The following is a 20,864-nucleotide window of genomic DNA, read 5'->3' on the forward strand; positions in this document are numbered from 1 at the left end:
ACGCGAACCATCCCCAAGAATCACAATCGGTGGATCAGGGCTCAGTCAGCATCGTGTGGGAGGCGTTGACGGTTGCGCCCTGGACGCCGTACGCGGTTGCTGCGTAGGACAGGTGCGCGTGTTCACTCACGTACTCAGGCGGGAGGGCGACGGTGCGGGGGTTCCTGCGCCCGCTGCCGGTCTCGCGGGCGTACACGGTGCCATTACCAGCGACGTGCTGCACGATCCATTGCTGCCGGTTCGCCACGCCAAGCGCGGGGTCGTTCCTCCTCGTCTGGATCAGATCACCCCGACCGATAGGCAGCTCGTCGCTGCCGGTCGCCGTGATCGTGTCATCAACCTCGCCTCGCTCGACCCGCCCCATGCGGATGCGCTCGTTCAACGCCGCTGCCTTGTCGTTCGAGGCGACCGTGATCGCCTCACCCTCAGTAGCTTGCTCTGTGATGTGCTGCTGGGCTTGTTCCTCGTCCGCGTGCAGTATCACGAGGCCCATGGCAGTGAGCCGGTCGAACACCTCGCCGGGGTTCTCCCGGTCGCGCATCGTCAGCGTGAGTGTCGCGTACTCGGCGTCGGCGAACCGGTGCAGCTCGGTCATGTCGTATGTACGGCCCCTGATCTGTGCGGCCATGTCGAGTACCCCGCCCCGACCGACAGCGGGGAGTTGGGCACGGTCGCCGACAAGCGCGACGGTCGCTCCGGCTTCGGTGGTGATGGTGAGGAGGGCGTGGGCGGTGTCTTGGTCGAGCATCCCGGCCTCGTCCACGATTACCCGTTCACCCCGCGACAGCACAGCATCGTCGGGCGGGCCGGTGAAGGTGCGCCCGGTGTCGGGGTCAGCGTCGCCAGGGTGTAGGCGTGTCCATACGCCATCGGAGTTCCATCGCCATCCGTGCGCATGTACGAGCGCCGCAACGCTCGTTGCGGGGATGCCGAGTTCTTCGTGCGCGACCTGCGCCGCGCGCAGCGTCGGTGCAACCACCCGTGACGCCCTGCTGTGCTGGGCGGCGACGTCGATGGCGGTGCGCAGCATCGTCGTCTTCCCGCTGCCCGCAGCACCCTCCACGATCACCAACGGGTCAGATGATGCAACCGCAGCAGCAGCGACCGCCTGCCCTTTGTTCAGCCCCGCTACTTGTGCGGCGTCGGTCATGTCCGGGTGCTTCGATTCTTGCTCTGGGGTGGTGGCGGCGAAGCGGTCGCGGAGCGCGGTTTCGGCGGCGATCACGGTGAGGCTGGTCAGGTGCGCGACATGTTCCGGCGTCGCCGCACCCGGTGGCAGGACGGAGAAGCAATCCGAGACCGCAAGGTCGGTCGCTATCTTGATGAACTCGCGCAGCTCGGCAGGTGTTGCTTGCACTCCGTGTTCGGTGGTGATGCGGGTGACGTGCTCCTGCATGCTGTGTTTCGTCCATGCTGATGATGCGGCGGCGCAGCGATCCAGTGCCCGTGATGCAACCTCCTGCACCGCAAGTTCATCCAACTGCACCGGGCGCTGCACGGTGCTGCGTCGAGGTGCAGCGGGGTCGTATCCGGCGTCGCGGAGTTCCTGCACCCACCACTGCTCGTTCTTCAAATCAGTCGGCTTCTTCCCTGGCCGCTTGTGTGTCCAGGCGATGCCCTGCAACTTCGCGGTCATGATCGGGCCGAGAGCTTCGCCGGGGTGCTCTGTTTCCCATTCGGCTTCGAGCCGGACGAGGTTGCGTCTGATCTGCGCAGACCGCTTCGACATCACCCCATTGAATGGCTGCAACTCAACTACCTCGCCGGAGACGGGATCGAGGGTCAGGCCATGCTCTGCGAGGGTTTGCGCGAGGTGTGGGTGCGCGGCGATGACCGCGGTTCCGAGGGCGCGGATCGCGCCTTGCTGCTTGAACAACGCCGCCGTATCCAGTGCCCGCCACTTCCCAGCCGCAAACACCCGAGTGCCGATCTGCATGTGAATATGCCGGTGCGGATCACCAGCCCGCGAGGTCTTGTGGCGGATGCCGACGACCTGCATCTGCTCGATAGGCAGCACTTCCCGCGCGTCACGCGGCCCGACCCTGATGACGGAGTGTTGGCCGAGCCAGCGGCGAATCTCTCCAAGTGCATCCTGCTGCGCTTGGTCGAGGGCGCTAGATACTTCGGGGTGGAGGGCGGCGGCGACCGACAGGCTCTTGGGTGCGTTAATCGTCATCTCCGCGAACAACGGCGAACCCTTCGACCCCTCACCCGGATTACGTGGCGTGCCCATCGACTCACCCGTGACGGGATCGTGCCAGTCCACCCACCCCTCGTACTCGACCGCCGACAGTGACATTGCGGCGGTGACCTCGCCGCTAGCATCGAGCACCGTGTACTCCGACAAGGCGTTGTCCGCGCCCAGGTAATACTCGTCGGCGCGGGAGCGGTCGGCCTCGACATAGCGGCGCGCGGCAGCACCTGTGCCGCGGAACAGGATCACCCCGCCCTTCATCCTGGCCTCCCTCATGAGTCGTCTCATGAAGGAGGTGCGCACGCCCCACCCGCGGTGGCATACGTGCATCCGTTGTTTCAGAGGCAGAGGGTGGCCGGTGCCGAGCGGTCGGTGGGGTGCTGGGGTTAGGAGCCGGTTACTGGTTCGCTCGGGGCGGGTGCGTCGGAGGCGATGAACTCGGTGATGTGTTGTTGGAGGAGGGCTGCGCCGTCGAGCATGGCTCTGGCTCGGTGTGTCAGGCTGGTTCGTCGTTCGGTGAGCGCGGCCTGTAGAGCATCGGCACTCTTGCTTCCTCGGAGTTCGGTGATGATGGGTCTGATGCGGTCGAAGCGATAGCGTCCTTGCCGGAGGAGATGGATGATTCGGGCGTCTCTGACGTCCTCGCTGTCATAGACCCGGTGGCGGCGGCTGGTCTGCCGAGCTGGGGCGAGCAGACCAGCGTGTTCCCATACGCGGAGCGCTGACGTGCGTATCCCGAGATAGTCCGCGAGTTCTCCGATGGACAACGGCGCGTCCGGGCCGGCGTGATGCTCTACCGCAGCGGCAACACGGGTGAGGGCCTGGCTCGTTTCGGTAAGGGCCTGGCGTTGCTGGTGAAGTTCGTGGTGGCTGGCATCAAGGAGGGCCAATGCTTGGTCGATCTGTCCTGTGCTCAACGCTTCCATGATGGAACGGGCTGATCCAGCGCCGTGGCCGCGTGCGAGTGCCTGATAGCAGAGTAGAGCGCTGAGGTGCGCACCGCGATAGACCCGGTAACCCGAACCTGTGCGATCGGCAGGCGGGAGGACTCCGGCGGCTTCGAGGTTGCGAATCTGTTGGGTGGAGACTCCGCACGTTATTGAGATACTTCACCTGCCGGTGGGCCGTCTCCCGGTCCAGCTTTCCTTCGCGCTTCAATTCGGTGATCGCTGCACCATAGCTCGGCGCTTTGTCGGTATTGAGCGTGGCAGGCTTTTCCCAGTGCTTCAGGCCTCGCAGGGCCTTGCCCAGGAACCGCTTCGCTGCCTTGGCGCTGCGGGTCGGCGACAGGTAGAAATCGATCGTGTCGCCCCGCTTGTCGACTGCCCGGTACAGGTAGGTCCACTTGCCCCGCACCTTGACGTAGGTTTCATCCAGGCGCCAGCTCGGATCAAAGCCACGCCGCCAGAACCAGCGCAGCCGCTTCTCCATCTCCGGGGCGTAGCACTGGACCCAGCGATAGATCGTCGTATGGTCGACCGAAATGCCGCGTTCCGCCAGCATTTCCTCAAGGTCGCGATAGCTGATCGGATAGCGACAATACCAGCGCACCGCCCACAGGATCACATCACCCTGGAAATGGCGCCACTTGAAATCCGTCATCGTTCCGTCCGTCCAATCTCCGCCAAGCATGCTCAAGCTTCACGATTTTTGCAACAGAGCCTGTCTGCGTAACCGGCTCAAACGCGTCCACGCACAGCCCCGGGCGCCTTACCGCTGCTCGACATCGTGTACGGAGAGGCATCTGCGCAGGTCAGAGCCCTCGCCAGACGTCTCGCAGCACCATGTCGCCCGGGGGACCGTGGTGATTCATCTGATGCAATACGCAGACTAGGTAATGTCATAATGTGCATTATCGGACAACCACACTCAGGCGGGCGGATCGGCCAGGAGCGCCGCGAGGCCCCGCTCGAACAAGCGGTCCGCGCCCTCCTCGTCCAGTCTCCCTGAACCACGCAGCGCGCCGAGTCCCAGCACGAACGCCTGCAGGGTGAGCCAGTCGTCGCCGTGCACATCCGCGAGCCCGACACGGGACTGCGCCAGCACCGGCACCAGCCACGGCGAGGCCGCCAACACCTCGTTGAGTGCCCGCGCGGACGCCTCCGCATCGACGGCCCCGGACTCCTGCAGGCCCTCGGCCGTCGCCACGGCCACGGCGTCCACCAGGTCGGCCTTGTCGTGCACGTGGTTGTAGAGCGCCATCGGCGTGACGCCGAGCCGCCGGGCCACGCCACGCATGGACAGAGCCTCCAGCCCACCTTGCTCGACGACGTGCAGGGCCGACTCCACGATCGCCTCCCGGGTCAGCATGTGTACAGTGTATATATACGGTGTACCTCGCGCAAGCGTGGGCACGGCACACGCACGGACCGCCCGGCGGGTCTACGTTGTCCCCGTGCGCCTCACGAAGTGGTACGCCGACTGTGTCACCCCCGATGGCGCCCTGTTCATCGGGTACGTCGCGCACCTCACCCTCGGCCCCCTCCGCCTCGACTACACGGCCTCGATCGAGGCCGACTCCCCCGGAGCGCCCGTCCGGCAGCGCCAGTCCCTGCGCCGCGGCCGCATCGAGGCGGACGCCGCGGGCGTCCGTCTGTTCTCCCCCGGCCTGGACGTGTCCGGGTCCTCGACCGCTCACACGTGGACCCGCATGGACGGTGCCACCGTCACCGAGGTCACCGCACCGGACGGCCACGCGACCCTGGACCTCGGCGAGACCCGGCCCATCCGCGTCGACAGCGTCCCGGCCACCCTCCTCGGCCCCTTCAGCGGCGTCCTGTCCCGGCTGCTGCCGGCGACCCTGCGCCACCTCCACGAGGCCAAGTACCTCTCCCGCGGACAGCTCGTCCTCGACGGCACCCCCCACGACGGCTGGGTGGTCCACGAGGAGGTCCGCTTCGGATGAGCGGCCTGCTCGCCCGCGTCGGCTACGGCGCCCTGTTCGTGGTGGTCGTCCCGGCCCTGCTGGTCGCGCTGGGCGGCGTCCCCGTGCCGTTCCCGACACCGCGCCTGCCGGGCGTCGGCTGGGCACTCACGGTCACCGGGGCGGCCATCATGGTCTTCGGCCTGGGCACGCTCATGGTGCGCGGCCGCGGCCTGCCGATGAACGCGTTCCCGCCCGAGCGCCTGGTCACGACCGGCGTGTTCGGGCTCGTCCCGCACCCCATCTACACGGGTTTCTGCCTGGCCACGGGAGGCCTGGCCCTCGCGCTCGGATCCCCGGGCGGCCTCTGGGTGTCCACCCCGACCGCCGTGCTGGGGTGCCTGGCCCTGGCCGTGGGCCACGAGCGCCTGTCGCTGCTCGAGCGGTTCGGCGAACTCCCCAGGCCCGTCCTCGCCCTGCGCCGAAACCCGCCCGGGTGGCAGGCGCTCCTGGCCGCCACCGAGCGCCTGGCCAACAGCTGGTCGTCGGTGCGCCTGGGGCCCGTGCGGATCATGAACCACGTCGTCTGGTCAGGCCTCGCCGGCGGGGTCGGCGCCGCCGGGGCGGTCCTCGCGGCGGGCGCCCGGTACGCGGCCCCGGTCGCGCTCCTCATGGTGGCCGGCGCCGTCGGGGCGATGGTGATGGGTCAGCTCCTCGTCGGGTCCTCCCAGCGCCTGAGCCGCCCGTTCGGCTACTTCGGCAGCCTCGCCGCCATCGCCGTGCTGGGCGGGGCGTGGGTGCTGGCCAGCCCCCAGGACGCGGTGCTGCTCGCCGCCTTCGCCCTCGTCGCCCCCTGGACCCAGGCGGTCGGGCGCCTCCGCTGCCTCGTGCAGGGTTGCTGCCACGGTGCACCCGCGGCGTCCGGGATCGTGGTGACCAACCCGCACTCGCGGGCCTGCGCGCACGCCGGGCTGAGCGGGGTCACCATCCACCCGACCCAGCTGTACTCGATCCTGGGCAACCTGGTGCTCGGTTCGGTGCTGCTCGCGGCCTGGCTGGCCCACGCCCCGCTCACGCTCGTCATGGGCGGCTACCTCGTGGGCGCCGGCACCGTCCGGTTCATCGAGGAGGCCTACCGCGGCGAGCCTCTGACCCGCATCGTGGCCGGGCTGCGCATCTACCAGTGGTTCGCGGTCGCGATGTTCGTCGTCGGGGCCCTCGTGATGCTCGTGCCGTCGGCGCCCGCACCGGCCCCCGACCTCGCCGCCTGGCCGGCCGCCGCAGCCCTGGGCGTCCTCTTCTTCGTCGTCTGCGGTGCCGCCATGAGCGTCGACCTGCCCGACTCGCGCGCCCCGTTGTCGCGCCTGTCGGGCTGATTCCTCACTCGTACAGCACGTAGACGGGCTCGGGCTGCAGCTCCATCACCTGGTCGGCCGACATGAGCGGGCCGTGGCGGGCGTCTTCCTCGTAGAACAGCTTGAACCCGAGGTTCACGTGGTCGGGGGTCTGGGCCACGATCTTGTTCCACGCGTTGACCTTCGCGGCGGCCGAGCCGATGCCGTCGATCGACTTCACCAGGGCCACCCCCTCGTGCGGCACCAGCTTCTCCTCCTCGGAGATGATGTCGGCGTGCAGCTGGTGGTACAGCACCACTTTCTCGGGCAGGCCGTGCTCGGCGACCAGGCCGGCGACGTAGGTGGCGACCTCGTCCAGCTCGGGGCCGGTCGAGTGCCCGTAGACGTCCCCGGGCACCTCCTCCGGGCCGACCGCCCACTCGGGGTCGAGGGCGAGCCCGACGTCGGGCTCGACGAGCCACTTCTCGAGGTGCTTCACCTCGTCGATGAAGCGCGCGCGCCCGGGCTGGATGTTCAGGAGCAGGATCGCCTCGTGCTTGCGGGCCGTCTCGAGCCAGCTGGCGATGATGTCGTCCTTGGCCCGGGAGCGGTACAGGCCGTCCCCACCCGGCTGGGAGTGCACGGTGACGGCGATGAGCTCCATCACGGGCAGCAGCTTGCGCCCACGCAGGAAGTCCTGGCCCACCCGCTCGATCTCGTCCATGCGCTCGTCGATGTCGCCGGTGCCCAGGCGGCCCAGGGCGGCCGAACCCGGGTAGCCCGAGTAGCCGACGAGGCGGTACTCCGGGAAGAGCGTCCTCCCCCCGCGCGGGAGCTCGACCCCGCGGGGCTGCAGCGCGCCCCCGATGGCGTTGACGATCCCCCACACCCCGAACACGAGGGCCAGGAACAGCCCCAGGATCACGAAGAACCGGGGCTGGACGTTCCACCGGTACTGGCGACGCTCCTCCACAACGGCAGGCTAGGCGGGGAGCCAGTGCGCAGGGGGCAGACACGCCCACCGGTCCCCGGGACCTGATGGTCTTCAGGAATCTCTCAGCCAAGGGTTGAGAGTTCGCCGCCATTTCGTCGGCTCGGGTTGATGGGCGTCCGCGCTTGCAGGGAGCATTCAAGAGGCCACACCACCCCCACCGGCCGTACCCAGTCATACCCAACGGTCCAGGGGAGATGAATACAGCCGTGCGCCCAACCGCCCGACTTCTCTCAGTTTTCGCCGCCGCCCTGCTGGCGGTCGTGGGGGTCCTCGTGGCCCCCACCCCCGCCCAAGCGGCCGAGACCCGTGTGGTGTGCAACCACGACTGGGTCCGCGTCCGCTCGGCGGCCACCACCAACTCCCGCGAGCTCGGCCGCCTCTCCCGGGGCACCGCGGTCACCGGCACGCAGCAGGGCTCGTGGTTCCGCCTCGACGACGGGCGCTTCGTCGCGGCCTACTACACCTGCGCCGGTTCCGGCCGCGCCGCCGCCCCCCAGGCGTCCACCGCAAGCGGCTCCACCTTCGCCGTCTGCCGGACGCCATGGGTCCGGGTTCGCGCCAACGCGACCACCCGCTCGGCGGAGGTCGGACGCCTGAACCAGGGCGCCACCTTCAGCGGCCGCAAGGTCGGCACGTGGATCCAGCTGGACAACGGCGGCCACGTGGCCGCGTACTACGCGTGTGCGTCCAGCGCGCCGGTCGCCGCCCCCGCCCCGGCGCCCGCGCCCCAGCGCGTGGCCCCGAGCGCGGCGACCCACCAGGTCTGCCGGACGCCGTGGGTCCGGGTCCGCGCGAAGGCGACCACCGCCTCGGCCGAGATCGGCCGCCTCACCGAGGGCACGCCGATGGCCGGGCGCAAGGTCGGCTCCTGGATCCAGCTCGACTCCGGCGGGGCCGTCGCCGCGTACTACGCCTGCGCCTACTCCGGCGCCCTCGCGCCGGTGGCCGCCCCCGTGACCGTGCCCGACGCCGCCACTCCCCTGCGCCAGCCGACCGGCACGCTCGGCAGCCCCACGGGCCCGTACGGCCAGCGGTTCCACCCGATCCTGCGCACGTGGCGGCTGCACAACGGCATCGACATCGGCAACCGCGCCGGTGAGCCGATCGTGGCCGCCGAGGCGGGCACCGTCACCACGGTCGCGCGGGACGCCTCCGCCGGCCTGTACGTCAAGATCGACCACGGCACCGTCGCCGGGACCCCCAAGGTCGGCAGCGGCTACCTGCACATGGCCAGCGCCGTCGTCACCCGGGGCCAGCGCGTCGAGCGCGGCCAGGTCATCGGCTACGTCGGGAACACCGGCCTGTCCACCAAGCCGCACCTGCACTTCATGGTCTACGAGTCGGGTCGCCCGGTGAACCCCGAGAAGTACATCGGCCCCCTCGCCTCACTCCACGCCTGATCGGCCGAAGGCCAGGATCGCCAGCCCGCCGGCGAGGATCAGCACGCCCGGCACCATGGCGACCAGCACGACCAGCGCGGACATCAGCGCGTTGATCGGCGCCGAACCGAGCCCCTGCAGGGCGAAGCACGCCAGCACGAACGGGACGCTGGTGGGCGCCAGCGCGATGCCCAGCGCTCCGACCGCCGCCACGACGGCCATCCCCACGTACGTGGGCCGGACGCCGAACCGGGCCGACAGCCGGGGCGCCAGCGGCACCATCACCAGCGACGAGACCGCGCTCGCCAACGCCATCCAGAACAGCACGCCGGAGTCGCCCAGGGCCAGCATGGCGTAGTGGGCCTGGGCGCCGACGATCGTGAACTGGCCGGCCAGCAGCACCAGCGTCGAGGCGCACAGCACGAGCAACGGCCGGTTGGTCCGGACGGCCTCCCACGTCTGGCGGAGCGTCAGGGGGTGCACCTCGACCGGCACGTCCTCGCGGCAGGTCCGGTAGCACGTCCAGTACCCGCGAGCAGCAGCGGCGGGGTCGCCCACAGCAGGTACGGGCGGAAGCGGCCCCGCGCGGAGCTCCGCCGGTCGACCAGCCGCCCCGCGATCAGGTCGCAGGCCGCCGACCAGATCCGCACCACCAGCAGCAGGACGCCGACGTCGTAGGGGTCGAGCCGGGCGACGTTGACGTAGTAGACGACCAGGAAGACCGCTTGGAACGAGAAGACCAGGTTGTTGGCGATGTCCCCGGCCGCATAACCGACGAAGGACGCCGCGCCGAGCCGGCGCGGCGTCCCTGCGTGGTCGCTGGTCGTGGTGGCCTAGAAGTTGATCATGTGGCCGACGGCGCCCTCGACGGCCTCCTTGAGGGCCTCCGAGAGGGTCGGGTGCGCGTGGATGGCGCGACCGACCTCGTGCGCGGTCAGGTCCCACATCTGGGCCAGGACCAGCTCGGGCAGCAGCTCGGTCACGTCGGGGCCGATCATGTGGGCGCCCACGATCTCGCCGTGCTCGGCGTCGGTGACGACCTTGACGAAGCCGGTGGCGTCGCCCAGGCCCCACGCCTTGCCGTTGGCCGAGAACGGGAACTTGCCGACCTTGACGTCGAAGCCCTTCTCCTTGGCCTGCTCCTCGGTGTAGCCGAACGAGGCGACCTGGGGCTGGCAGTAGGTGGCGCGCGGGATCATGTCGTAGTTGATCGGCATGGTCTCGGCACCCGCGAGGGTCTCGGCGGCGACGACGCCCTGCGCCTCGGCGGTGTGGGCCAGCATGAGCTTGCCGGTGCAGTCGCCGATGGCGTACAGGCCGGGCACGTTCGTGCGCATGTAGTCGTCGATCACGATGGCGCCGCGGTCGGTGGCCACGCCGGTGTTCTCCAGGCCGTAGCCCTCCAGACGCGGGGCGAAGCCCATGGCCTGCAGCATCTTGTCGGCCTCGAGCACGGTCGCCTCGCCGCCCTTGGCGGGCTCGACGGTGACGCGGACGCCGGAGCCGGTGTCCTCGACCGAGGTGACGGCGGTGCCGGTCAGGACCTTGATGCCGAGCTTCTTGTAGGCCTTGGCCAGCTCGGCCGAGACCTCCTTGTCCTCGTTCGGGACCATCCGGTCGAGGTACTCGACGATCGTGACGTCGACGCCGTAGGAGTTGAGCACGTAGGCGAACTCGGTGCCGATGGCGCCCGAGCCGCCGATGATGACCGACTTCGGCAGGTTGTCGGCGAGGATCTGCTCCTTGTAGGAGATGACGTTCTCGCTCCACTGGGTGCCGCGCAGCAGCTTGGTGGTGGCGCCGGCGGCGATGATGCAGTCGTCGAACGTGACGGTCTCGGTGGCGCCGTCGTTGGTGGCGACCTCGATCGTCTTGGCGTCCTTGAACGTGCCCCAGCCGTGGATCTCCTGGATCTTGTTCTTCTTCATCAGGTAGTGGATGCCGCCGATCATGCGCTCCGACACCTTGCGCGAGCGCGTGAAGGCGACCCCGTAGTCGACGGAGATGTCCCCGCTGATGCCGAAGGCCTTCGCCTCCTTGGTGACGATGTGCGCCAGCTCGGCGTTGCGCAGCAGGGACTTGGTCGGGATGCAGCCCACGTTCAGGCAGACACCGCCCCAGTACTCCTTCTCGATGATGGCAACCTTCTTGCCCAGCTGGGCGGCGCGGATGGCGGCGACGTAGCCGCCGGGGCCCGCTCCAAGGACAACGACGTCGAAGTGAGAGCTCATGCGGCCACTCTATTACCGACCGCGGCACCGCGGAGAACGGGTCCGTCCTCGTCCCGATTGAGGGCTAGACTCGATCAGCGTGACCCAGAACAACTCCGCGAGCATCGGTCGGCTGATCCGTGACGCGCGCATGCAGCGAGGCCTCTCCCCCGAGCAGGTGGCCGCGGCGCTCGACCTGGACCCGTCCGACCTGCGCGCGATCGAGACCGGCGCCCGCGAGCTCGACCTCGAGAACGTCACGCGGATCGCCACGACCCTGCAGGACCCGGCGCTCGCGCCGTCGGTGCGCACGATGCACCTGCGGATCAAGGGTCCCACCAAGCTGGCCGGCGCCATCGACGTGCGCTCCTCCAAGAACGCCGCCGTCTCCCTGCTGTGCGCCTCGCTGCTCAACCGCGGCCGCACGGTGCTGGAGGGCGTGGCCCAGATCGAGGAGGTCAACCGGATCCTCGAGGTGCTGGAGTCCATCGGGGTCCAGGTGACCTGGTCGGACGACAAGTCCGAGCTGGAGCTCGTCCGCCCCGACGTGCTCGACCTGGCGGGCATGGACATCGAGGCCGCGCGCCGCACCCGCTCGGTGATCATGTTCCTCGGCCCCTTGCTGCACCTCCTGCCCGAGTTCCAGCTCCCCTACGCCGGGGGCTGCAACCTCGGCACGCGCACCGTCACCCCGCACCTGCAGGCCCTGCAGCCCTTCGGCCTGGACGTGCAGGCCACCGAGGGTTACTACCAGGCGCACGTGCGCGAGGGGGACGCCGGGGTGCGCCACATCACGCTCACCGAGCGCGGCGACACCGTCACCGAGAACGTGCTCATGGCCGCGGCGCTCCACCCCGGCCTGACCGTCATCCGCAACGCCTCGCCCAACTACATGGTCCAGGACCTGTGCTTCTTCCTGCAGGCCCTCGGCGTCACCATCGAGGGCATCGGCTCGACGACGCTGAACGTCACCGGCCTGGAGGAGATCGCCACGGACGTGCGCGTGGCGCCGTCGGAGGACCCGATCGAGGCCATGAGCCTGATCACGGCGGCCGTCGTCACGAAGTCCCAGATCACCGTCCGACGGGCCCCGATCGAATTCCTCGAGATCGAGCTGGCGATCCTGGCCGACATGGGCCTCACGTTCGACCTGTCCGAGGAGTACAGGGCCGTCAACGGCAACACCCGTCTGGTCGACATCACGGTGTACCCCTCCGAGTTGCACGCGGCGGTCGACAAGATCCACCCCATGCCGTTCCCGGGGCTCAACATCGACAACCTGCCGTTCTTCGCGGTCATCGCCGCCGAGGCGGAGGGTCGCACGCTGATCCACGACTGGGTCTACGAGAACCGGGCCATCCACCTGCTCGAGCTCAACAAGTTGGGCGCCGACACGCAGCTGCTCGACCCGCACCGCCTGGTCGTGAACGGGCCGACGCGCTGGCGCAGCCAGGAGCTCATCTGCCCGCCGGCGCTGCGCCCCGCGGTGTGCCTGCTCCTGGCCTCGATGGCCGCCCGCGGCATCACCGTCCTGCGCGACGTCTACGTGATCAACCGCGGCTACGAGGACATCGCGAACCGGCTGAACAAGCTCGGCGCCGACATCCAGGTGTTCTTCGACTGACGCCGGCGCCGCGCCTCAGCGGACCTTCGTGACCTCGAAGTGGAAGCGCGGGGCGACCAGGTCGTCCTGCGCGGCCACCAGGGCCAGCTCGCGCTGGTCGAGGCCGGTGGTGCGCTCCAGCACCGAGTAGACGATGTCGGCCGTGCGGCCCACGGCCGCCTCGACGTCGCCGGTCTCCAGCAGCGCGGCCAGGAACATCGACGAGGTCAGGTCGCCCGAGCCGGTGAACGTGCGGCCCAGCAGCGGGGTGGTCACCGACCACGCGCCGTCGTCGCTGACCGCGACCATCGTGACCGTCTCGGGCTCGGACTCCTCGACGACCACGGAGGTCACCAGCACCACGTCGGGGCCCTTCAGGCGCAGTGCGTCGGCGGCCTCCAGGACCTCGGGCAGCGTGGTCGCCTCGCGGCCGGTCAGGAAGTTCAGCTCGTAGTGGTTGGGGGTGAGCACGTCGGCGGCCTGCACGACGTTGTCGCGGATGAACTCGGGGATGCCCGGCAGCACGTACATGCCGCGGCCGACGTCGCCCATCACCGGGTCGCAGCACCACACGGCGCCCGGGTTGCGCTCCTTGACCTTCTCCACGATCCGCAGGATCTCCGCACCCATGGCCGGCGCGCCCTGGTAGCCGGTCAGCACGGCGTCCACCTGCGGCAGCACGCCCAACTCGTCGATGCCCTCGACGACCTCGGCGACGTCCTCGGGGCGCAGGAGCGGGCCACGCTTGCTCGGGTAGGAGGTGTTGTTGCTGAAGTGCACCGTCAGGACCGGCCACACCTCGCAGCCCAGCCGCATGAGCGGGAAGGTCGCCGCGCTGTTCCCCACGTGCCCGTAGGCGACGGAGGACTGGATCGACAGAATCGTGGTCACAAGAGGCCATTCTGCACCCAACCGCGGACGGCGTTCATCACCGTGTCACGGTTGTTCCCTAAGGTGTGCACCATGCGGGGGCGACCAGCGGACCAGTACGCGTACTTCGACGCGCCGTTCATCGCGCTCGCCCACCGCGGCGGTATCACCGACGAGGCCCCCATCGAGGTCGAGAACAGCCTGCGCGGGTTCAAGGCCGCGTGGGACTTCGGGTTCCGCCACCTCGAGACCGACGTGCACACCACGGCCGACGGCGTCCTCGTCGCGTTCCACGACGAGGTCCTCGACCGGGTGACGGACGCCGCGGGTCGCCTCGCCGCCCTGCCGTGGGCCGAGGTCGAGCGGGCGCGCATCGGCGGGTCGGAGCCCATCCCCCGGCTGGACGACCTCCTCGAGGCGCTGCCGCAGGCCCGGTTCAACATCGACATCAAGGCCCCCGGCGCGATCGAGCCGCTGGCGTCCACGATCGAGCGCCACGCGGCGCACGACCGGGTGTGCGTGGGCAGCTTCCACCTCGCCAGCATCACCGCGTTCCGGAAGCGGACGGGCGGGCGCGTGGCGACGTCGGCGTCCCCGCTCGAGGTCGGCGTGTTCGGCCTGGCCCCCGGCCTGCGCCGCGTGTGGCCGCTGCAGGGCCAGGCCTTCCAGATGCCCGAGCTCGAGCCCCGCACCGGGCGGCGGCTGCTCACCCGCGGGATGGTCGACGCCGCGCACCGGCACGGCGCCGTGGTGCACGTGTGGACCATCAACGAACGCCCCGACATGGAGCGCCTCATCGACCTCGGTGTCGACGGGATCGTCACCGACAACCTCGCCACGCTCAAGGCCGTCCTGGTCGAGCGGGACCTGTGGGAAGGACACGCATGACCAACTCGCTGCCGGTCGAGGGCTCCGCCCTCGAGGGGAACCGGCCCAGCCCCCGCCGCAAGGTCTGGGCGTGGGCGATGTGGGACTGGGGCACCCAGCCCCTGAACACCGTCATCATCACGTTCGTCTTCAGCGTCTACATCACGGGCCAGGCCTTCGGCCCCGAGAACGTCACCGCGCAGGCGCTGGCCCTGTCGACCGGGATCGCCGGCCTCATCGTCGCGCTCATCGCGCCGGTTCTGGGTCAGCGCTCCGACCGCACGGGCCGCACCGTGTTCAACCTGCGCTGGCAGACCTGGCTGATCGCCGCCCTCGCCGCCGCCCTGTTCTTCGTGCGGCCCGCGCCCGAGTACCTGTGGCTGGGGCTGGGCATCCTGGGCGTGGCGTCGATCATCGGCGAGCTGGCCAACGTCAACTACTACTCGCTCATCGACGAGGTCTCGACCAAGGACAACGTCGGTCGTGTGTCCGGCTTCGGCTGGGGCATGGGCTACCTCGGCGGCATCGTCGCCCTGCTGGTGCTCTACTTCGGCTTCATCTCCCCCGACGTCGGGCTGTTCGGCGTCACCAGCGACGACGGCATGGACATCCGCGCATCGATGATCGTCTGCGGCGTCTGGATCCTGCTGTTCACCCTGCCGACCTTCCTCGCCCTGAAGGACAAGCCGCGCACCGCGCCGGTGGAGAAGGTCGGCATCGTGCGTTCCTACGGCCTCCTCGTGGACTCGATCAAGAAGCTGTGGCGCTCCAGCCCGCACACGGTGTTCTTCCTCGCCGCCTCCGCGCTGTTCCGCGACGGGCTCTCGGGCGTCTTCGCCTTCGGCGCCGTGCTGGCCTCGCTCACCTTCGGTTTCTCCCCCGGCGACGTCATCATCTTCGGCGCGGTGGCCAACATCGTCGCGGGCGTCTCGACGATCCTGTTCGGCTACGTCGACGACTGGATCGGCCCCAAGAAGGTCATCCTGATCTCGCTGGCCGCGCTCGTCGCGCTGGGCCTGGGCGTGTTCTTCCTGCACGACCGCGGGCAGATCGTCTTCTGGACCCTCGGCATGGCCATGACCGCCTTCGTGGGTCCGGCGCAGTCGGCGTCCCGGTCGTTCCTCGCCCGGCTCATCCCCGAGGGCAAGGCGGGCGAGATCTTCGGCCTCTACGCCACCACCGGCCGCGCGATCTCGTTCCTCTCCCCCGCCGCCTTCGGCCTCGCGGTGGGCCTGGGTGCGGCCATCACCGGCGAGGAGAACACCGCCTACTGGGGCATCATGGGCATCGTCCTGATCCTGCTGGCCGGCCTGCTCGTCCTGATCCCGGTCAAGGAGCCCGCCGACCACGCCGTCGACTGATGCCCGCCGACCCCTTCGGGAACATTGGGACCGCCCGGTAGCGTTGGGGTCGACGAAGGAGGACACCATGGCAGACAAGGCACTGAGGGGTCAGGGCCTGGGCTCGAAGAGCCTCGCCGACCCCGCGGGCGTCGAACTGGCTCCTCGCCAGGAGACCTCGTTCGACTGCCCCAAGGAGCACCACTTCACGATCCCGTTCGCCGCCGAGGCGGAGCTCCCCACCGAGTGGGAGTGCCCGCGCTGCGGCCAGATGGCCCGCCGCTCCGACGGCGTCGAGCCCGAGCCCAAGGAGGTCAAGCCCCCGCGCACCCACTGGGACATGCTGCGGGAGCGCCGCTCCATCGAGGAGCTGGAGGACATCCTCGCCGAGCGCCTCGAGGAGATCCGCAAGGACACCTGAGGCGTCAGTCGACGATCTCGCCCCGGATGACGGTGGGGTCCTCCGGCTCGCGCCGTACGGCCGGGTCGGGACGCACCACCGTGTCCGGGCGCAGCTTGGCGTCCAGGAGGTCGGCCTGGTCGCGGTACCGGCGGGTGGCCGCGTTCAGCACCGACTGGACGCCGCGGCGGGCCAGCGGGCGGGTGGCCGGGACCAGGCACAGGATCCCCAGCACGTCGGTGAGGAAGCCCGGCAGCATCAGCAGCAGCCCGCCGACCAGGACCAGGGCGGCGTCCGAGACCTTCCGCCCGACCGTGTCGGGGTCGTTCTGCGCCTCGCGCAGGGACGCCCACGCACGGGCCCCCTCGCGACGCAGCAGGAAGCCGCCCAGTGCGGCCAGCGCGAGCAGGACCAGCAGCGTCCAGAGCACGCCGATCTCGCCGGCGACCCAGACGAGCAGGGCGATCTCGGCGACCGCGAGGACGCCGAGGCCGAGCAGGACCCACGGGGCGCGCCGCATCAGCGCGCCCTGCCGTTGCGGAACTCGCGCGCCGCGTCGCGGGCGGCACGGGACACGGCTCCCACGAACCGGCCGGCGACCTCGCCGGCGTGCTCGGGCCCGCCGCGCAGGGCGGCCACGGCGTCCCTGACCTGCTTGCCGCGGTGCTTCAGCCCCAGCTCGGTGGTGCGGATCATGGCCTCCTTGACCACGTCGCCGCTCATCTTCGACTCCCCGGCGGTCCGCTCGATGAACTCGATCGGGACCTCCTTGATGCGGTAGCCACGCTTGTGCGCGTTCCACGTCAGGTCGCGCTGGATGCCGTAGCCCTGGCCGTCGATCGGGTCGTCGAGGATCGCGCGCAGCGTGTCGGCCCTGAAGGCGTTGAGGCCGCCGGTGATGTCCTTGACCGGCAGGCCCAGCATCAGGCGGGTGTAGATCGAGCCGCCGCGGCTGAGCAGTTCGCGGTGCAGCGGCCAGTTCACGACCGAGCCGCCCGGCACCCAGCGCGAGCCCTTGACCATGTCGGCCTCGTGCAGGCCGGCGAGGACGCGCGGCAGCTGCTCGGGCTGGTGGGACCCGTCGGCGTCGAACTCGACGACCACGTCGTAGCCCTCGCCCAGGCCCCACGCGAAGCCCGCCTTGTAGGCGGCCCCCAGACCCTCCTTGCCCTGGCGGTGCAGGACGTGGATGTGGTCGTCGGCTGCGGCCAGCTCGTCGGCGCGGCGGCCGGTGCCGTCGGGCGAGTTGTCGTCCACGACGAGGATGTGCGCCTCGGGGACGGCGGCGCGCAGGCGACCGGTGATCATGTCGACGTTGTCGATCTCGTTGTAGGTCGGGATGATGACCAGGATCCGACCGAGGCCGTCGTACGACTGCGGCATGGGGTTTCAGCTCCTCACTGGCACGGGTGCGGCCGAGCCAACGTCCATTGTCCCACCCCGACGGCGGGAGCCAAGCACCCACAGCCCCCACGCGACCCCGGCGAGTCCCTGAGCGGCGAGCAGGTACTCCACCCAGCGGGACGCGACCATGGCCGGCGTCGCGGTGGTGCGCAGCGCCATCGCGTGCACGCCCGAGGCCGACACCGAGTCGGGGACGAGGTCGAGCACCTCGCCGCGCTGGCCCACCAGCCCGGACACGCCGGTGGTCGTGACGACGAGCACCTCGCGGCGCATCTCGGCGGCCCGGACGCGCGTGGCGGCGAACTGCTGATCGATCTGGATGGTGCCCTGGTACATGGCGTTGCTGCTCTGCACCACCATCACCTGCGCGTCGCGGGCGGCCTCGAACACGGTCTCGGGGTAGATCACCTCGTAGCAGATGGCCACGCCGACCTCCACGGTGCGCCCGTCGGCCAGCGTGACGGGGAAGGCTCCCGGGGTCGTTCCCGGCACCGACTGGTGGCCCACGTAGGCCAGCTGAGGGATGAGGGGCAGGAAGAAGTCGCGGAACGGGATCCACTCCCCGAAGGGGACCAGGTTGCGCTTGGCGTAGACGAGCTCGGCGCCGGCGGCGTCGTGGCGCACGGCCACGGTCTGGCGGGTCTGGGCCGCCTCGTCGGTGTAGATCGTGCCGACCACGACCGGGACGCCGGCGTCGGCGACCGCCGCGTCGACGGCGGCTGCGGTCGGGGCGTCCTGGCGCGGGTCCATGTCGGTGGAGTTCTCGGGCCAGACGATGAGGTCGGGGGCGACCTCGTCGCCGGCGCGGACCCGCTCCATCAGCCGCCCGGTCTCGGCCTGGGTGTTGAACGTGATCGTGCGGGCCTCGCCCAGCCCGTACACCCCGCCGCCGGGGGCGCCGGGCTGCACCCAGCCGACCTGCACCTCCTCGGCCGCACCGGCGTCGGCGGGCAGCCATGCGCGTCCCGCGAGACCGACGCCGACCGTGACGAGGAGGGCCGACCCCAGCGCGACCGCGGCCCGCGGCGTCCGGGTGGCGACGAGGGCCGCGAGCAGGTGGCCCAGCAGCGCGACCAGGTAGGTGACGGACGCCGCGCCGGCCAGCGGGTAGAACCCGGCCAGCCACGAGTCGAGCTGGGTGTAACCCAGCCGCATCCAGGCGAAGCCGTCGAAGGGGAAGACCGAGGTGACGAACTCCATGAGCGCCCACGCGCCGGCACCCCACACCGGGGCCCAGCGCAGGCGCGCGACGAGGTGGAGCGCGCCGCCCAGGGCGGCGTAGAACAGCGACATCACCAGGGACAACCCGGCGTAGGAGGCGACCATGATCGAGGTCTGCCACACCAGCGAGGTGAACATGAACACGGCGCCGAACGCCCAGCCCAGCCCGACGGCGGCGAGCACCCCGCGCGCCCGGGCCGTGGCCCAGGCCAGGAGCGCGACCGCGACGAAGGCCAGCGGCCACGCGTTGAAGGGCATGAAGGACGCCGTGGCGGCGAGCCCGCCGATGCCCGCGACGGGCGCCAGGGCCCGCCACGGGACGTGCTGCTCCCGACCCTCCGACATCACCGGGGCAGCCTACCCGGCTAGGGTTGGCGACCATGGAACTGCCTGACCTGCGTGACCGCGTCACCTCCCTGCTGCCCGGTGTCCTGGACGACCTCGCCCGCCTCGTGGCGATCCCGTCGGTGAGCTCGCTGCCCGACCGTGCCGGCGACGTGCAGGCGACGGCCGAGGCGGTCGCCCAGCTCGCCCGCGACCTGGGCTGCCCCGACGTCCGGATCGTCGCCGAGGGCGGCAAGCCGGCGGTCATCGCGAAGTTCCCGGCGCCCGAGGGCGCCCCGACCGTCTGCCTGTACGCCCACCACGACGTGCAGCCCACCGGTGAGGTGGACCTGTGGACCTCCGACCCCTTCACCGTCACCGAGCGCGACGGCCGCCTCTACGGCCGCGGCGTCGTCGACGACAAGGCCGGCATCGCCGTCCACCTGGCGGCGCTGCGCGCCTTCGACGGCCGCCCGCCGGTCGGCGTGACGCTGTTCGTCGAGGGCGAGGAGGAGATCGGCTCCCCGTCCCTGGCCACCCTGATGGAGAAGCACGCCGACGACCTCGCCGCCGACGTGTACGTGATCTGCGACTCGGCCAACTGGCAGGTCGGGACGCCGGCCTTCACCACCGCGCTGCGCGGCCTCTCCGACGTCGTCGTCACCGTCGACACCCTCGACCACGCCCTGCACTCCGGCCAGTACGGCGGCGTCGCACCCGACGCGCTCACCACGCTGGTGCAGCTGCTCGCGACCCTCCACGACGCCGACGGCAACGTCGCCGTCGCCGGGCTCGACACCGAGCCGCCGTTCGCGCTCGAGTACCCCGAGGAGCGGCTGCGCGCCGAGACCGGCGTTCTGGAAGGGGTCACCTTCACCGGGACCGGGCCGCTGGCCGACCGCCTGTGGGGGCGTCCGTCGATCACGGTGCTGGCGATCGACTGCACCCGGGTGGCCGACGCGTCGAACACCCTCGCCCCCACCGCCCGCGCCAAGGTGAGCATGCGCCTGGCCCCGTCGCAGGACGCCGCGGTCGCGCTCGAGGCCCTCAAGCAGCACCTGTACGACCACGCCCCCTTCGGCGCGCGGGTCACGTTCGGGGCGCAGGAGGCCGCGGGCGGTTCCCTCGTGCCGCTGACCGGTGACGTCGCCGAGGTCGCCCGCGCCGCCTACTCGCAGGCGTGGGGCACCGACGCCGTGGAGGTGGGCCAGGGCGGCTCGATCCCGCTGGTGGGGCTGTTCCAGCAGGCGTTCCCGGGGGCCGAGGTGCTGGTCACCGGCGTCGTCGACCCCGACTCGCGCATGCACGGCATCGACGAGTCGTTCGACCTGGGCGACTTCACCAACGCGTGCGTCGCCGAGGCCACGCTGCTCGCGCGCCTGGCGGGCCTCGGCTCCTAGATCAGGGGGCGGTCCGCGAAGGGCACGCTCAGCACCAGCTGCGTCTCGGTGTTGGCGTGCCCGCGCGTGCGGATCTCGGTGAGCACGCGCTCGAGGTCGGCGGGCGTCTCGACCTGGGCGATGACGAGGTAGGACGCGCGCCCGGCCACCGAGTAGCAGGAGACGACCTCGGGCAGCTCGGAGAGGCGCCGGGGCAGCTCGGTGTCCTCGAGCGGGTCGGTGGTGGTGACCGAGATGAAGGCGGTCAGCAGCTTGCCGAGCGCCGCCGGGTCGATCGTGGCCCGGTAGCCGGTGATCACCCCGCGCTGCTCGAGGCGCCGCACCCGCTGCTGGGCCGCCGAGGTCGACAGCCCGGTCGCCTTCCCGATGTCGGTGTAGGACATCCGGCCGTCGCGGGCCAGCAGTCCGAGGATCTGCGCGTCGAGTGCCTCCATGGCCCCATGCTGTCACACTGGTGACCC

The 20,864-nt window shown here is 70.4% G+C and carries 20 protein-coding genes and 2 pseudogenes; 8 read left to right on the forward strand and 14 right to left on the reverse strand.

From position 1 onward, the window contains the following. Window positions 1–34 precede the first annotated feature (34 nt). The 5 genes and pseudogenes from mobF to J4N02_RS08125 form a co-directional block, all read right to left on the reverse strand. A complete protein-coding gene (gene mobF / locus J4N02_RS08110) occupies window positions 35–2,443 on the reverse strand; it encodes a MobF family relaxase (protein ID WP_208091182.1) in 2,409 nt (802 codons plus the stop codon). A 137-nt stretch (window positions 2,444–2,580) separates the two neighbouring features. Beyond that, the gene (locus J4N02_RS08115) at window positions 2,581–3,111 is read right to left on the reverse strand and encodes a MerR family transcriptional regulator (RefSeq protein ID WP_223202634.1); all 531 of its coding nucleotides are present in this window, start codon (window positions 3,109–3,111) and stop codon (window positions 2,581–2,583) included. A gap of 102 nt (window positions 3,112–3,213) precedes the next feature. Then, a pseudogene (locus tag J4N02_RS17185) lies at window positions 3,214–3,300 on the reverse strand (hypothetical protein); the annotation flags it as partial. Beyond that, a pseudogene (locus tag J4N02_RS08120) lies at window positions 3,287–3,796 on the reverse strand (IS6-like element IS6100 family transposase); the annotation flags it as partial. The pseudogenes J4N02_RS08120 and J4N02_RS17185, both read right to left, overlap by 14 nt. Before the next feature lie 267 nt (window positions 3,797–4,063). Continuing rightward, window positions 4,064–4,504, reverse strand: a complete 441-nt coding sequence (locus J4N02_RS08125; RefSeq protein WP_188334331.1) for a TetR/AcrR family transcriptional regulator — start codon at window positions 4,502–4,504, stop codon at window positions 4,064–4,066. 85 nt (window positions 4,505–4,589) lie between these two features. Between J4N02_RS08125 and J4N02_RS08130 the strand changes: the two genes are divergently transcribed. Further along, complete coding sequence (locus J4N02_RS08130; protein ID WP_188334332.1) at window positions 4,590–5,099, forward strand: hypothetical protein; 510 nt, start codon at window positions 4,590–4,592, stop codon at window positions 5,097–5,099. Beyond that, window positions 5,096–6,433 (forward strand): prolipoprotein diacylglyceryl transferase family protein, encoded by a 1,338-nt coding sequence (locus tag J4N02_RS08135; protein WP_188334333.1) that lies wholly within the window; start codon window positions 5,096–5,098, stop codon window positions 6,431–6,433. Before J4N02_RS08130 ends, J4N02_RS08135 begins: the two co-directional genes overlap by 4 nt. A gap of 4 nt (window positions 6,434–6,437) precedes the next feature. Here J4N02_RS08135 and J4N02_RS08140 read toward each other — a convergent pair whose 3' ends face one another. Beyond that, window positions 6,438–7,364 (reverse strand): hypothetical protein, encoded by a 927-nt coding sequence (locus J4N02_RS08140; RefSeq protein WP_208090902.1) that lies wholly within the window; start codon window positions 7,362–7,364, stop codon window positions 6,438–6,440. A gap of 227 nt (window positions 7,365–7,591) precedes the next feature. Between J4N02_RS08140 and J4N02_RS08145 the strand changes: the two genes are divergently transcribed. Further along, window positions 7,592–8,785: a peptidoglycan DD-metalloendopeptidase family protein gene (locus tag J4N02_RS08145; RefSeq protein ID WP_188334334.1), complete on the forward strand. Its 1,194-nt coding sequence runs from the start codon at window positions 7,592–7,594 to the stop codon at window positions 8,783–8,785. On the opposite strand, the gene J4N02_RS08150 is transcribed toward J4N02_RS08145, so the two are convergent. The 3 genes from J4N02_RS08150 to lpdA all read right to left on the reverse strand — a co-directional run bounded on the left by J4N02_RS08150 (window position 8,771) and on the right by lpdA (window position 10,995). Beyond that, a complete protein-coding gene (locus J4N02_RS08150) occupies window positions 8,771–9,322 on the reverse strand; it encodes an MFS transporter (RefSeq protein WP_188334335.1) in 552 nt (183 codons plus the stop codon). The genes J4N02_RS08145 and J4N02_RS08150 overlap by 15 nt on opposite strands. Further along, a complete protein-coding gene (locus J4N02_RS17400) occupies window positions 9,235–9,519 on the reverse strand; it encodes an MFS transporter (RefSeq protein ID WP_375539367.1) in 285 nt (94 codons plus the stop codon). Before J4N02_RS17400 ends, J4N02_RS08150 begins: the two co-directional genes overlap by 88 nt. Before the next feature lie 78 nt (window positions 9,520–9,597). Further along, on the reverse strand, window positions 9,598–10,995 hold the full coding sequence (gene lpdA, locus J4N02_RS08155; RefSeq protein ID WP_182818954.1) for a dihydrolipoyl dehydrogenase: 1,398 nt from the start codon (window positions 10,993–10,995) through the stop codon (window positions 9,598–9,600). Window positions 10,996–11,074: 79 nt separating this feature from the next. Here lpdA and J4N02_RS08160 point away from each other — a divergent pair, with 79 nt between their 5' ends. Next, window positions 11,075–12,598: a UDP-N-acetylglucosamine 1-carboxyvinyltransferase gene (locus tag J4N02_RS08160; RefSeq protein ID WP_188334336.1), complete on the forward strand. Its 1,524-nt coding sequence runs from the start codon at window positions 11,075–11,077 to the stop codon at window positions 12,596–12,598. A gap of 15 nt (window positions 12,599–12,613) precedes the next feature. Here the strand turns inward: J4N02_RS08160 and pdxY are convergent, their stop codons facing one another. Further along, window positions 12,614–13,468, reverse strand: a complete 855-nt coding sequence (pdxY, locus tag J4N02_RS08165; protein WP_182818925.1) for a pyridoxal kinase PdxY — start codon at window positions 13,466–13,468, stop codon at window positions 12,614–12,616. Between the two features lie 72 nt (window positions 13,469–13,540). Here pdxY and J4N02_RS08170 point away from each other — a divergent pair, with 72 nt between their 5' ends. The 3 genes from J4N02_RS08170 (at window position 13,541) to J4N02_RS08180 (ending at window position 16,075) form a co-directional block, all read left to right on the forward strand. After that, on the forward strand, window positions 13,541–14,335 hold the full coding sequence (locus tag J4N02_RS08170; RefSeq protein WP_188334337.1) for a glycerophosphodiester phosphodiesterase: 795 nt from the start codon (window positions 13,541–13,543) through the stop codon (window positions 14,333–14,335). Further along, window positions 14,332–15,675 carry an MFS transporter gene (locus J4N02_RS08175; RefSeq protein WP_188334338.1) on the forward strand — a complete coding sequence of 448 codons (1,344 nt, stop codon included), beginning with the start codon at window positions 14,332–14,334 and terminating at the stop codon, window positions 15,673–15,675. Before J4N02_RS08170 ends, J4N02_RS08175 begins: the two co-directional genes overlap by 4 nt. 67 nt (window positions 15,676–15,742) lie before the next feature. After that, window positions 15,743–16,075: an RNA polymerase-binding protein RbpA gene (locus J4N02_RS08180; RefSeq protein WP_188334339.1), complete on the forward strand. Its 333-nt coding sequence runs from the start codon at window positions 15,743–15,745 to the stop codon at window positions 16,073–16,075. 4 nt (window positions 16,076–16,079) lie between these two features. Here J4N02_RS08180 and J4N02_RS08185 read toward each other — a convergent pair whose 3' ends face one another. Genes J4N02_RS08185 through lnt form a run of 3 tightly spaced genes read right to left on the reverse strand, consistent with a single transcriptional unit; the run spans window position 16,080 to window position 19,024 of the window. Continuing rightward, window positions 16,080–16,574: an FxsA family protein gene (locus J4N02_RS08185; protein WP_182818606.1), complete on the reverse strand. Its 495-nt coding sequence runs from the start codon at window positions 16,572–16,574 to the stop codon at window positions 16,080–16,082. Further along, window positions 16,574–17,437, reverse strand: a complete 864-nt coding sequence (locus tag J4N02_RS08190) for a polyprenol monophosphomannose synthase (protein WP_188334340.1) — start codon at window positions 17,435–17,437, stop codon at window positions 16,574–16,576. Before J4N02_RS08190 ends, J4N02_RS08185 begins: the two co-directional genes overlap by 1 nt. 6 nt (window positions 17,438–17,443) lie before the next feature. Further along, window positions 17,444–19,024: an apolipoprotein N-acyltransferase gene (gene lnt, locus J4N02_RS08195; protein WP_188334341.1), complete on the reverse strand. Its 1,581-nt coding sequence runs from the start codon at window positions 19,022–19,024 to the stop codon at window positions 17,444–17,446. Window positions 19,025–19,059: 35 nt separating this feature from the next. Between lnt and J4N02_RS08200 the strand changes: the two genes are divergently transcribed. Further along, window positions 19,060–20,403, forward strand: coding sequence for a dipeptidase (locus J4N02_RS08200; protein ID WP_208090903.1), 1,344 nt, complete (start codon window positions 19,060–19,062; stop codon window positions 20,401–20,403). Here J4N02_RS08200 and J4N02_RS08205 read toward each other — a convergent pair. After that, window positions 20,400–20,837, reverse strand: coding sequence for an Lrp/AsnC family transcriptional regulator (locus J4N02_RS08205; RefSeq protein WP_182818602.1), 438 nt, complete (start codon window positions 20,835–20,837; stop codon window positions 20,400–20,402). The two genes, J4N02_RS08200 and J4N02_RS08205, sit on opposite strands and share 4 nt — an antisense overlap. Window positions 20,838–20,864 lie beyond the last annotated feature (27 nt).

Origin of the sequence: Propioniciclava sp. MC1595 (genome assembly GCF_017569205.1) — a bacterium.
GTDB lineage: Bacteria > Actinomycetota > Actinomycetes > Propionibacteriales > Propionibacteriaceae > Propioniciclava.